This window comes from Microbacterium sp. Z11_20, assembly GCF_057197605.1.
This window is the reverse complement of the sequence record NZ_JBXVOQ010000003.1, coordinates 231,416-243,188: the sequence shown is the minus strand read 5'-3', so window position 1 is coordinate 243,188 and position 11,773 is coordinate 231,416. Positions and strand designations below refer to the sequence as shown.

Sequence of the window (11,773 nt, the reverse complement as noted above, 5' to 3'; positions counted from 1 at the left end):
CTCAGAGCCAGTGGCGCTTGCGGAACACTTTCCACAGCGTCACGGAGGTCGCCGCCATGAGTCCAAGGGCCATGGGATACCCCCACACCCAGTCCAGTTCGGGCATGTGGGTGAAGTTCATGCCGTAGACGGTGCCCACCAGGGTCGGTCCGAAGAGGATCGCCGCCCACCCCGAGATCTTCTTCACCTGCTCGTTCTGGGTGAGCGCCGTCTCTGTCTGGCGCTGCGACTCGAGCGTCGCGTTCACCGTCAGGGCGTTCTGCAGGATCGCCCGCAGCGACCCGAGCTTGTCGGTGGTCCGCAGCGCGTGGTCCAGCACGTCGCGCAACGACCGCTGCAGTTCCAGGTCGACGCCGTACTTCTCCGCACCGCGCAGGAGCGACTCGAGCATCTCCTTGAGGGGCTCGGTGGCGCGCTGGAAGAGGATGACCTCGCGGGAGAGCTCGTAGATGCGGCGCGAGAGGGCAGAACTGCTGTTGGAGAAGAGCTGGTCTTCGATCTCGTCGACGTCGTTGAGGAGGCCTGCGGTCACCGGCGCGTACTCGTCGACCACCTCGTCCAGGATCGCGTAGAGCACCGCCTCCGGCCCCGCTTTCAGCAGCTCGTGCTGGCTCTCCAGGCGGCGCCGCACCCGCGCGAGGTCGGGCACTTCGGCGTGGCGCACGGTCACGACGAAGTCGGGCCCCACGAACACGTGCAGTTCACCGAACTCGATCGTCTCGGTCTCGTCGATGTAGCGGGCCGGGCGCAGCACGGTGAAGAGGATCTCGCCGTAGCGCTCGAGCTTCGCCCGCTGATGCCCCGAGAGCGCGTCTTCGACGGCGAGCGGATGCAGCGAGAACTCGGCGGCGACCTTCTCGATCTCCTCGCGGGTGGGGCGGAACAGACCGATCCAGGCCATCCCGTGGTTCGCGCGCATGTGCTCGAAGGTCTGCTCGAGGCTCACCGGGTTCTCGATGCGACGGCCGTCGACGTACACGGCGTTGTCAATGATGGGCATCCCACAAGTCTGGCCCCTCGCGACGCCGTCAAGCCCCTGCAGACGGCGGGCGGTTCTTCGTAACGTGCACTCATGACGCGATTCGGATACACCCTCATGACCGAGCAGAGCGGCCCCCGTCAGCTCGTGGACTACGCCGTGAAGGCCGAGGAGGCCGGCTTCGACTTCCTGGTGTCCAGCGACCACTACTCGCCGTGGCTCACGTCGCAGGGTCACTCGGCCTACGCCTGGAGCGTCCTGGGCGCGGTCGCCTACGCCACCAGCGACATCGGCCTCATGACCTACGTGACCTGCCCCACCATCCGGTACCACCCCGCCGTCGTGGCGCAGAAGGCCGCGACCCTGCAGCTGTTGTCGGAGGGCCGGTTCACCCTCGGGGTCGGCTCGGGCGAGAACCTCAACGAGCACGTCGTGGGCGAAGGCTGGCCCGCGGTCTCGGTGCGCCAGGACATGCTGGTGGAAGCCCTCGAGATCATCCGCGAGCTGCACAGCGGAGACCTCGTGACCTACGACGGCAACTACTTCCGCGTCGACTCCGCACGCATTTGGGACTGCCCCGACGGGGGCGTGCCGATCGGGGTGGCCGTCTCCGGCGACAAGTCGATCGACAGCTTCGTCGACCTCGCCGAGCACATGATCGCCGTCGAACCCGACGCCGAACTGGTCGAGAAGTGGAACGCGGTGTCTCCGCTGGGAGGCTCCGAGTCGGGCGAGTCGCGCAAGATCGGGCAGATCCCGATCAGCTGGGACCCCGACCGGGAGAAGGCCATCGAGCGCGCGCACGAGCAGTTCCGGTGGTTCGGCGGAGGCTGGGCCGTCAACGCCGACCTGCCGACCCCGGCGGGCTTTGCCGCCGCCTCCCAGTTCGTGCGGCCGGAAGACGTCGCCGAATCCATCGCGACCGGGCCCGACCTCGACGAACTCGCCGAGAGCGTCCGCCCCTACGTCGACGCCGGGTTCACCGACATCGCGATCATCCAGGTGGGCGACGAGGAGCAGGACCGCTTCGTCTCCGAGGTCGCCGAGCCGCTTCTGGAGAAGCTCCGCGCCCTGTGATCTCCACCCGCGCCACTGACCGTTCGGCCCGAAGGCCGGGCAGTCAGCGGCCGAAGGTGAGGAACGCGGCGACGACCAGCACGATCGTGCCGAGCGCGATGATGCACACCCCGACGATGAGCCAGATGGGCTGGCGATAGGGCGAACGGATGTGCACTCGCGAGCGCGATTTTCCCTTGCGGCTAGCCATGGGTCAGACGGTACTCCACGGCGGTGTCGCGGTGGTTACATGTTGCCGCCAGTTCGAAGACCGACGGCCGCTGATCCTTTCGCGGCAGGGGCTTCCACATCCACCGCCCTCGCCGTCGGGGAATGGGCTATGGTCGTTGCAGCAAGGGGAGTACTCCCGTCGCGGCGGAATCGTCAATACGGACTCTACGTAGCGTCCCGGCCCGTCGGCCCGGTTTTCCGGGTGGAGGAGACCTTGGCGTCATTAACGCCGACCACTCCTTGGAGTCCCGATGCATGTTTCTTTCCTCGTCTGGGTGATCACGATCGCCGTCACGATCGCGTTCTTCATCTACGAGTTCTTCGCTCACGTCCGCAGGGCCCATGCGCCCAGCATCGGCGAATCCGCGCGGTGGTCGGCGTTCTACATCGGACTCGCGCTGCTGTTCGGCATCGTCGTCGGCACGGTGTGGGGCTGGCAGTACGGCGGGGAGTACTACGCCGGTTACCTCACCGAGAAGGCGCTGTCGATCGACAACCTCTTCGTGTTCCTCATCGTGATGACCGGGTTCGCGGTGCCGAGGATCTACCAGCAGAAAGTGCTGATGGTCGGCATCGTGATCGCGCTCATCCTGCGCGGCGCCTTCATCGCGATCGGGGCGACCCTCATCGAGAATTTCTCGTGGATCTTCTACCTCTTCGGGGCGCTGCTGCTGGTTCTGGCCTACCGTCAGGCGTTCGTGCACCATGACAGCAATCCCACCGATGGCCGCGGCATGCGGTTCGTCCGCCGCCATCTCCCGGTCACCGAGGAGTACGACGGCGCGCGCCTGACACTGAAGAGAGACGGCCGCCGGTACGCCACCCCACTGCTGCTGACCATCATCGCGATCGGCTTCGTCGACCTGATCTTCGCGGTCGACTCCATCCCCGCCGTGTACGGCCTCACCGAGCAGGCGTACATCGTCTTCGTCGCCAACGCGTTCGCGCTCATGGGGCTCCGCCAGCTCTTCTTCCTCATCGGCGGGCTGCTCCAGCGGCTCGTGTACCTCGCTCAGGGCCTCGCGGTGATCCTCGCCTTCATCGGCGTGAGACTCGTCTTCCACGCTCTGCACGAGAACGAACTCCCGTTCGTCAACGGGGGCGAGGCCGTCGCGTGGGCGCCGGAGATCCCGATCTGGTTCTCGCTGACGTTCATCGCGGTGACGGTCACCGTGGCGACGGTGGCGAGCCTGCTGCGCACCCGGACGCTCAAGGAGCGGGAAGACTCCAGCTCGTCGACGACACGGTGACCGGGGGGCGCCGCTTGCCGCTCCTCGTGCTTTTCGGGTGCGCAGCGGCGCTGCTGGCCGGATGCGCCGCATCCGACGAGGAGCGGCCCGTCCTCCCTCCCGCCGGCGCCGCATTCGACTACCAGCTGGGCGGCGCCTATCCCCCGCCCGACGGCGTCGAGGTGGTCGTGCGGGATCGGTCTGCGCCGCCGGTCGAGGAGGCCTATTCGATCTGTTACGTCAACGGCTTCCAGACCCAGCCCGGTGAGGAGGACGCGTGGCCGCGCGACACCCTGCTCGTCCGCGACGGCGAACCGGTCATCGACCCCGACTGGCCGGATGAGATCCTCCTCGACACCTCCACGGCGGAGCGCCGATCCGCGATCGCCGCCACCGTGACCGGATGGATCCGAGGATGCGCCGACGCCGGGTTCGACGCGGTCGAATTCGACAACCTCGACACCTTCACCCGGTCCGGCGGCGCGTTGACGGCCGACGACAACGTCGCCCTCGCCACCGAGCTCGTCGACGTCGCCCATCGCGTGGGCCTCGCCGCCGCGCAGAAGAACGCCGCCGAGTTCGCGGGAAGGTTCTCGCGGCAGGCGGGCTTCGACTTCGCCATCACCGAGGAGTGCGCGGTGTTCGACGAGTGCGGGGCCTACACCGACGCGTACGGGCCGCACGTGCTCGACATCGAGTACACCGACGCCCTCCCCCTCCCGTTCGCCGAGGTGTGCGCCGATCCGGCGGTGCCGGACTCCCTCGTCCTGCGCGATCGCGCCCTGTCCGCCCCCTCCGAGGCGGGGTACGTCTTCGAACGCTGTTAGCGCGTGGACCACCACGCCCACGCGACGAGCGCGGGCTGGAAGAAGAGCCGCACCAGACGCTTGCGGTCGGTGTCGAGGCCGAACGCCGACCGGCCCTTGCGCCACTGGTCGATGTTCCCGGGGAAGACCGCGACGAAGAAGGCGGCGAGCGCCGCGCCGACCCGCCGACGCTCGCGCGGCAGGGCGATCAGTGCCGCCCCGAACGCCATCTCCACGACGCCCGAGGCCACCACCACGGCGTCCTTGTCGAGGGGACCTGCCTCCACCGCCCAGTCCGGCACCTGCGCCTGGAAGTCGCGGCGAGCCCAGAACAGGTGGCTGAGTCCGGCGAGCAGCATGGTGCCGCCCAGCAGCCATCGAGCGAATGTGCGCATCTCGTCTCCTTCGTCACTCTGCCCGGAACGGTCGCGGTCAGCCCAGTACATGCGCGCGGATCCCCTCCCCGAGGAGGCGCGCGCCGTCGACGGTCGGGTGTACACCGTCCCACGACATGCCCTCGCGGTACGTGTTGCGCTCGGTGCGCAGAGGCGACGTCGCATCGGCGAACTCCCACCCGCGTTCATCGGCGAGGCGCCGCAGCGCGGCGTTGTACCCGGTCACCGCCTCGGCAACGACGTCGTTGGGCGGAATGCCGACGAGCACCACTCGGGGCACTCCGGCCGTCGCGGCTATGCGTGCAAGGTTCTCCGCGGTCTCGCGGGGCGGAATGCCGAAGGCGAGGTCGTTCGTACCGGCGAGGATCACCAGGACGTCCGCCTCATACGGCCGCACGTTCTCGGCCATCGTCTCGGTCACGGCGCCGGGCACCGCCCACCCGCCGGCGAAGGCGAGCCGCTCGTCCACCGCCCAGCGCACCCACGAGAAGTCTCCGAGCGCACCGCCGGGGAAATCCGCGCTGTCGCCGTGGCTGATCGAGTCACCCACGACGGCCATCCGTACGGCCGGGTCCGGCGCTGGCGTGGTCGGCGTGGCCGGGCCCGCAGAGTTCCCGGTGGCCGGTGGCGTCGATACGCCCGCAGACTGGACGCCCCCCTGAGCAAGAGCCAGCATCAGCACGACGACGACGGCCACGGCGGCGACGACCACGCCGAGCAACGGCCACACGAGCCGCATCCTGCGTGGAGAATCCTCGGGCGTCGTCACTCCGGCGACCCTACCCCGGTCTCGTGGGCAAGTGGCGCGCGGTATTGAAACTCGCGACGCCCGTCTCGTCAACCCCCCGACAGACACATCGGAGACGGACACAATCGTCACATCGTTGCTTCAGCGACAACGATGGGCCCCCAGGTTCCCGTCGTGGAGCAGGTGCCACGCTCCGACGGGAAGGGCGCGTGGTCGTCGACCGGCATCCCCCCCGCTCGGCGACCGCCGCCCGCCTCTGGTCAGGCGAGGACCGAACGGTTCGGCGGCGGCGGGGTCTTGTCCTCCTCCTTGACGGTCGACTGCGCGACGGTCGCTCGTCCCCCGCACGCCAACGGCGGTAAATGCGGGATCTCGATCGGCCGGCGCCACGGCTCTTTCGAGTAATACATGAGGTGCTCCGTTTTCTGGTTCTCCCCCCAGCACCCCACCATCGGCACCGGCGCCGACGCACGCGACGGGGTTGACACGCAGGGGGGTCGAAGCTAGCCGCCTCGTCCAGCGACACGGCAAAGGGCTCTTCGGGTTCCCGTGGGAACTCCGAAGAGCCCTTCGACGTAACCGGCGCGTCAGCGCCGGGCGGAGATCAGGCGGCGGCGCGTGCGCCGACCGGAACGCGAGTGGCCTGAGCGGGGGCCTCGTCGTTAGCCGGAACCGGGGTCGCGAAGTCGACCGTGAGCCCGCCCGACGAATTCGCCGCGTTGGCGAGGTCCTTCAGGAAGGCGGGGTTGAGTGTCTCCGGCTCGGCCGAGGTGAACACGAAGCGCAGCGGGATCGACGGCTGGAGCCAGATCGTCGACCGACCTCCCGGGATGTCGTCGGGGTGGCGCCATGACAAGGTGAAACTCTCGCTCCGGCGCAGCTTCGTCGCCGTCACCACCTTGATGTGCGCCAGCAGTCGGTCGGGGATCTCAATGGGCTGGGCGGCGTTGCCGTAGAACAGGTACCCCATGGCGTCGTCCTCTCTCGCTGCAAAGCGATTGGTCTGTCGCTCGACACGTTACTAGGCAGACTAGCTATTCAGCAAGTGAATGAAGGCGCGCGCAAGCCCCGGAATTCTGTCCCCCATATGGGGGACAGAGCGCGTACACTTCAACAGGCGGCCCGGCACCGGCCGCTGAGGCCCCTGACGGCGTCGACTTCGGTCCGCCGCCGGGGGCTTTTCTTACGTGTCGGAGCGGCCTGAGGTGGCCGTCCAGTCCATTCGACAGGCGCGTTGACATCCGCTCCGGCGCGCCTGTATTCACGCGTATCGTCGGCGCGCCGAAGTATGCGAGGATTGCGCACGACCCAGGGGTGGATCGAATGAGGCGGACACAAGGATGAGCGACTCCGCGGACGCGCAGAAGACCGCCGTGATCGTCGAGGACGATCCGGATATCCGGCATCTTCTCGTTGAAGTTCTCGAGTCCGCCGGTTTCTCCACGGTGTCCGTCGGCAACGGCATCGACGGCGTGCGCGCCGTCATCGCATATCAGCCCCTCGTCACCACGCTCGACGTCAACATGCCGGGTATCGACGGCTTCGAAGCGGCCCGCCGCATCCGCGCCCAGTCCGATACCTACATCATCATGCTGACCGGACTCGAGGATGAAGCCGACGTCGTCCTCGGCCTCGGTGCAGGTGCCGACGAATACGTCGTGAAGCCCTTCCGCCCCCGCGAACTGCGTGCGCGCATCGAGGCGCTCCTGCGCCGGCCCCGCGGCGGCGCCCCGGCGGTCGCCGGGCCGGGAGAGCCCGCCCCCACCCCGCTGTCCGCGCCGGCCGTCCAGGAGGACCGCCCGCCGGCGACGCAGCCGATGATCTTCCCCGTCCCGCCCGACGCCCAGCCGGAGACGGCGGCGCTGGGCGTGGAGCTGGCTGTGACCATGACCGGCGAACTCGTGCCGGTCGATGCCAGCTGGCTCATCCACCGCGACCTGCAGCTCGACCCCGACAGCCGCATCGTGCTGCTCGGCGGGGAAGAGCTGGACCTCACCCGCACCGAGTTCGACCTGCTGGCAACGCTGCTGGAATCGAAGCGACGCGTGCGCAGCAAGGCCGACCTCACCCTGGTCCTGCGCGGCGAGTCCTACGTCACCAGCTACTTCGTCGGCGACGCCGACAAGCGGGCGATCGAGGCGCACATGACCAACCTCCGCCGCAAGCTCGGCGACAACCCCACGACCCCCCGGTACATCGAAACCGTGCGCGGCGTGGGCTATCGCCTCACCTCCGAGCACCTCGCGCCGTAACCGCGTCGCGCACCCCTCCCCCACGGGATGCGCGTCGGGAGGGAGGTGCACTCCGGAGGACGACTTCCGGCCTCCCCGTGCACTCTCCCTCCCCGACGTTCCCCCTAGGCCACCCCCATGGCCTTCCCCAGCCTCTCCTGCCCCAAACAGCAGAGGTTTCTTCCGGATGCTCCGACCCTCCCCAGGATCGGAGCATCCCTGTTTCTGATGCGTTCGGGTCGCATCAGATCCTGTATCCGTGTGAGCGACGGATGAACTTTCCACTCCCGAGGAGGCTCTGCAGCGCGACCCGGCGCGTGCCGGTGTTCGTGCGTGACAGGAAGCGCCTCGCGCGGGCAGACGGGCTGATCTTGGTGTGGTAGCCGGCCCGGTTGACCTGCAGCGACAGCAGCGAGTCCGCGTCCTCGCGACCACGCACCCACGGCGAGCGCCGGCGGTTCTGCTTCATGACGTCGCGCAGGGCGTTCATCGCGAGGATGGAGAACGGGCCGCCCAGAACCGCCATGGTGCGGCCGTGCAGCAGAGTGGCGAACCACGCCATGGCGCCCGTGACCGGCCCGCGCTCGACCGAGATGGCCGAGATGCCGCCGATGCGGGAGTCGGAGACGGCCTCGCACTCGAGGTACTCGACGGCCTTCGGGTCGGCGATGGTGTCGCCGTCGACGCCGAGCAGATAGTCATAGCCCTCGACGAGCGAGTAGCCGTAGTTGAGAGCACCGACCCGCTTGTCGGGGTTCGTCCCGATGTCGTGGATGAAGACCTCGGTGAACTGCTCGCCCGCGTCGGTCAGCATCAGGTGCGGGCCGCTGTACGGCGAGGCGACGGTGACCGTCTCGTCGGAGGTGTTGTTGACCACCACGTGGATGACGTCGGGCACCCGGCTCTGGCTCAGCATCGCCAGGAGCACCGCGGCGATGGACTCCTCCTCGTTGTACGCGGGGATGATGCAGCCGATGGTCGACCGGTCGACCTGCGCGGAACGACGTGCATCCGCCGCGGGGGCGAGTGCGTTGCGCGGTTCGTTCACGGTTCTGCTTCCTGTGTGGCGGCGCCGGCTGCGGGGCCGGCACTGACCACATTCGTCGACCCGCCGCGAGGAACGCCCCACGTCCAACCAGTGCCGCCGCAACGTTTCCGCAAGAAAGTCCGAATCGAATGTCGGGCCGGGACCGCGTCGGTTTCCGTCATGGTTCCTCCGCCAGCGCCCCGAACCGGTTCCCCGCGCGACGCGTCGATTCGCGGTCCCGTTCGGATAGATCGGCGCATTCCGGTCACTAGACTTCACCTATGGCAGCCGCGAACGCCCTCCCGGCGACGTCGCCTGCCGAAGACCTCGTCCTCGAAGACGAAAGCGACTCGCCCGAGAGCCGCACCCGGTCGATCTGGCTGCTGCAGCTCGTCCTCGCGGCGAGCGTCGTGGTCACCGTCCTCGTCGTCCAGGCGATGGAGCCCGGGCTGTTCGCGGTATGGACCTTCTCCACGGGCGTTGCCGTCATCATCGCGCTGACGGCAACGGCGCTCATCGTCCCGTGGGCGCGGGTGCCACGCAGTCTCGTTCTCCTCGTGCCCTTCGGCGACCTGGTCGGTGTGAGCTTCCTCGCCTTCGACAGCGAACTGCGGTTCGGGTTCTTCTGGGTGTTCCCCATCACGTGGATCGCCACGCACTTCACCCTGGCGGCCCTGGTCACGGCGCTGGTCATCGTGGCCATCGTCATCATCCTGGACGCGGCCCTCACCGGCCCGGGTTCGGACACCATCGTGCGGCTCATGGTGGTGCTCCTGGCCCTCACCTTCATCGGCCTCACCACGTATCTCGCCGCCCGGCAGAGTCGCGCGTTCAAGCACCTGCTCCGGCGCCAGGCGGCCCGGCTGCAGGGCACCCTGTCACGGGTGAGCGGGCAGGAGCGGCGGGTCTCCCAGATGCTCAACGGGCTCGACACCGGCATCGCGCGCCTCTCCCGCGGCGGGGAGGTGCTCGCGCTGAACGAGACCTACTTGTCGCTGTACGCCGTCGATCGCGACGACCCGAAACGGCCGGGCGGATCGGTGGAGTACGCCGCGCTCCGCGGCGACCCCCTCCCTGAGTCCGAACGCCCCTTCGCGCGTGCGGCGCGCGGCGAGCTCTTCGAGGACGAGCGGGTCTGGCTGTTCGACACCGAGGGCGAATGGCACGCGCTGTCCGCCTCGACGCGGCGTCTCACGCCGTCCACCGACGAGCCCGACAGCATTCTCCTCATCGTGCACGACATCACCGCCCTCATCGAGGCCGAGCGCGCCCGCGAGCGGCTGGCCGCGGTCGTCTCCCATGAGCTGCGCAACCCGCTGACGGCGATCATGGGTCACGCCGAACTCGCCCTGGACGGCGTGGGGCTTCCGCCCAAGACGCGCGAGCAGCTGCAGGTCATCGAGAACGCCGCGGTTCGCATGCAGACGCTGATCTCCGAGATCCTCGCGGGGTCGCGCGCCGACGCACGCGAGAACAAGGCGGATTCCTCCGCCGACGCCCGCCGCATCCTCGACGCGTCGCTGGAATCCTTCCGGCCGGCCGCCGACGGGCGGCGCGTGCAGGTGACCATCGACGCCCCCAGCTCGCTGCCCGTGCGGGGGGATGCGTTCCGCCTGCGTCAGGCGATCGACAACGTCCTCAGCAACGCCATCAAGTACACCCCCGGGGGCGGGTCTGTGCGCATCGCCGCCGCACAGCGCGACGGTCACGTGGTCGTCGACTTCGCCGACACCGGGATCGGCATCGCCCCCGAAGACGTCCCCCGCATCTTCGACCCCTACTTCCGTGCGCGCGCCGCGCGGGAGAGCCCGACCCCCGGCACCGGGCTCGGCATGGGCATCGTGCAGACGATCATCCAGGAGCACCGCGGCACGGTTCACGTCGAGAGCGAGCAGGGCACGGGAACCACCGTCACCATCAGCCTGCCCGCCGGTGTCGACGCATGACCGGGCCCATGGGGTCGATCTCCGTCGCCGACCTCGGAATCGCACAGGCCACCGTCGCCGCTCTCGGCACGGTGATGATCATCGGACTCGGCTTCATCCAGCGTCCGTCGCGCGCATCGCTGCTGTGGTCTCTCGCGTTCATCCTGGCGATGGTGAGCACCTGGGTGAGCGTGGCAGGAGAGGCACTGGGCAACGAGCCGGTGCGACGACTGGGCCTCGGGCTCATGCTCGGTGCGCCCGCTCTCATCTGGTCGGGGTTCCGGGCGCGGCGCCGCGCGCGGGCGCTGCCCTGGATCGCGGTCGTGCAGTCAATGGTCTCGGGCGTGGGGCTGGTCCTGGGCGGGTACACCGACGTCTACAGCCTGATCTTCCGCGCCCTGTTCTTCGGGGCAGCCGTGTTCGCCGGCCTGACGCTGCTGGAGATCCGCCGATCCGCCGACCGGTACGACCGCTTGGTGCTGCCCCTCGCGCTGGCATCGGCGGCCTTCCTCGTCCTCGGCACATTCGTCCTCCTCGCGGGGCTGTTCCTCTTCGGCGGCGGCGACGACCTCACTTTCCTGCGCACCCTCAACTCGCTCGGCATGCTCATCTACCTCGTGTGCGGCACGGTGACGCTCCTCTTCTTCACCTCGGTCTCCGCGACCGGGGTGCACACCGCCGCATCCTGGCCGCAGTTCACCGTCACCGCCACCGACCGTCTCGAGCGCGCGCACGCGGCGGGCGAGACCTCGTGGGCTCTCCTGGCCGTACGCCTCGACGACCCCGAGGAGATCCGCGCGGCGGCGGGCGACTCCTCCTTCAGCGGCATCCTCGAGCGCTTCGAGAGCACGGTCCGCCGCAGTTTCCCCGCCGAAGCCGACATCGGCCGCGAGGGGCGCGGGCACATGGTCGTCCTCATCGCCCGGCCGGGGCCGGTGCTGCGCGAGCATGTCCGCACGCTCCTGCGGGAGATCACCGAGATGGATGCGGCGCAGCCGATCTCGGTGCAACTGTCCGCGAGCGTCGGCTGGGCGCCGGCCGATATCGTCGGCTACGACTTCGCGTCGCTCCTGTCCGCGGCGCAGCGCGCGTGCGACGAGGCCGGCGAACGCGGCGGCGACCGGTGGCAGCGGATCGGCGCGTGAT

Annotated in this window: 12 protein-coding genes and 1 pseudogene; 6 read left to right on the top strand and 7 right to left on the bottom strand. The window is 68.8% G+C overall.

Features of this window, described 5'->3' with window-relative positions; all coding sequences use genetic code 11:
• Position 1 precedes the first annotated feature (1 nt).
• Positions 2-1,000 carry a magnesium and cobalt transport protein CorA gene (locus AC2DFQ_RS09210; RefSeq protein WP_484533670.1) on the bottom strand — a complete coding sequence of 333 codons (999 nt, stop codon included), beginning with the start codon at positions 998-1,000 and terminating at the stop codon, positions 2-4.
• A gap of 72 nt (positions 1,001-1,072) precedes the next feature.
• Here AC2DFQ_RS09210 and AC2DFQ_RS09205 point away from each other — a divergent pair, with 72 nt between their 5' ends.
• The gene (locus AC2DFQ_RS09205; protein WP_484533669.1) at positions 1,073-2,056 is read left to right on the top strand and encodes an LLM class F420-dependent oxidoreductase; all 984 of its coding nucleotides are present in this window, start codon (positions 1,073-1,075) and stop codon (positions 2,054-2,056) included.
• A 43-nt stretch (positions 2,057-2,099) separates the two neighbouring features.
• Here the strand turns inward: AC2DFQ_RS09205 and AC2DFQ_RS09200 are convergent, their stop codons facing one another.
• Positions 2,100-2,246 (bottom strand): hypothetical protein, encoded by a 147-nt coding sequence (locus tag AC2DFQ_RS09200; RefSeq protein ID WP_484510437.1) that lies wholly within the window; start codon positions 2,244-2,246, stop codon positions 2,100-2,102.
• A gap of 271 nt (positions 2,247-2,517) precedes the next feature.
• Here AC2DFQ_RS09200 and AC2DFQ_RS09195 point away from each other — a divergent pair, with 271 nt between their 5' ends.
• Positions 2,518-3,516 (top strand): TerC/Alx family metal homeostasis membrane protein, encoded by a 999-nt coding sequence (locus AC2DFQ_RS09195; protein WP_484533668.1) that lies wholly within the window; start codon positions 2,518-2,520, stop codon positions 3,514-3,516.
• Positions 3,517-3,530: 14 nt separating this feature from the next.
• Positions 3,531-4,322 (top strand): endo alpha-1,4 polygalactosaminidase, encoded by a 792-nt coding sequence (locus AC2DFQ_RS09190; protein ID WP_484533667.1) that lies wholly within the window; start codon positions 3,531-3,533, stop codon positions 4,320-4,322.
• Here AC2DFQ_RS09190 and AC2DFQ_RS09185 read toward each other — a convergent pair.
• The 4 genes from AC2DFQ_RS09185 to AC2DFQ_RS09170 all read right to left on the bottom strand — a co-directional run bounded on the left by AC2DFQ_RS09185 (position 4,319) and on the right by AC2DFQ_RS09170 (position 6,414).
• Positions 4,319-4,696, bottom strand: a complete 378-nt coding sequence (locus AC2DFQ_RS09185) for a DoxX family protein (protein ID WP_484510434.1) — start codon at positions 4,694-4,696, stop codon at positions 4,319-4,321. The two genes, AC2DFQ_RS09190 and AC2DFQ_RS09185, sit on opposite strands and share 4 nt — an antisense overlap.
• A 37-nt stretch (positions 4,697-4,733) precedes the next feature.
• Positions 4,734-5,465, bottom strand: coding sequence for an SGNH/GDSL hydrolase family protein (locus AC2DFQ_RS09180; RefSeq protein ID WP_484533666.1), 732 nt, complete (start codon positions 5,463-5,465; stop codon positions 4,734-4,736).
• A 239-nt stretch (positions 5,466-5,704) separates the two neighbouring features.
• On the bottom strand, positions 5,705-5,854 hold the full coding sequence (locus AC2DFQ_RS09175) for a hypothetical protein (RefSeq protein WP_484533665.1): 150 nt from the start codon (positions 5,852-5,854) through the stop codon (positions 5,705-5,707).
• Between the two features lie 194 nt (positions 5,855-6,048).
• On the bottom strand, positions 6,049-6,414 hold the full coding sequence (locus AC2DFQ_RS09170) for a DUF7882 family protein (RefSeq protein ID WP_484533664.1): 366 nt from the start codon (positions 6,412-6,414) through the stop codon (positions 6,049-6,051).
• Positions 6,415-6,784: 370 nt separating this feature from the next.
• Between AC2DFQ_RS09170 and AC2DFQ_RS09165 the strand changes: the two genes are divergently transcribed.
• The gene (locus AC2DFQ_RS09165) at positions 6,785-7,696 is read left to right on the top strand and encodes a response regulator transcription factor (RefSeq protein WP_484510430.1); all 912 of its coding nucleotides are present in this window, start codon (positions 6,785-6,787) and stop codon (positions 7,694-7,696) included.
• A 328-nt stretch (positions 7,697-8,024) separates the two neighbouring features.
• On the opposite strand, the pseudogene AC2DFQ_RS09160 reads toward AC2DFQ_RS09165, so the two are convergent.
• A pseudogene (locus AC2DFQ_RS09160) lies at positions 8,025-8,723 on the bottom strand (glycosyltransferase); the annotation flags it as partial.
• A gap of 260 nt (positions 8,724-8,983) precedes the next feature.
• Here AC2DFQ_RS09160 and AC2DFQ_RS09155 point away from each other — a divergent pair.
• Positions 8,984-10,648 (top strand): sensor histidine kinase, encoded by a 1,665-nt coding sequence (locus AC2DFQ_RS09155; protein ID WP_484533663.1) that lies wholly within the window; start codon positions 8,984-8,986, stop codon positions 10,646-10,648.
• Positions 10,645-11,772, top strand: coding sequence for a diguanylate cyclase domain-containing protein (locus AC2DFQ_RS09150; protein WP_484533662.1), 1,128 nt, complete (start codon positions 10,645-10,647; stop codon positions 11,770-11,772). Before AC2DFQ_RS09155 ends, AC2DFQ_RS09150 begins: the two co-directional genes overlap by 4 nt.
• The last annotated feature ends 1 nt before the right edge of the window (position 11,773 follow it).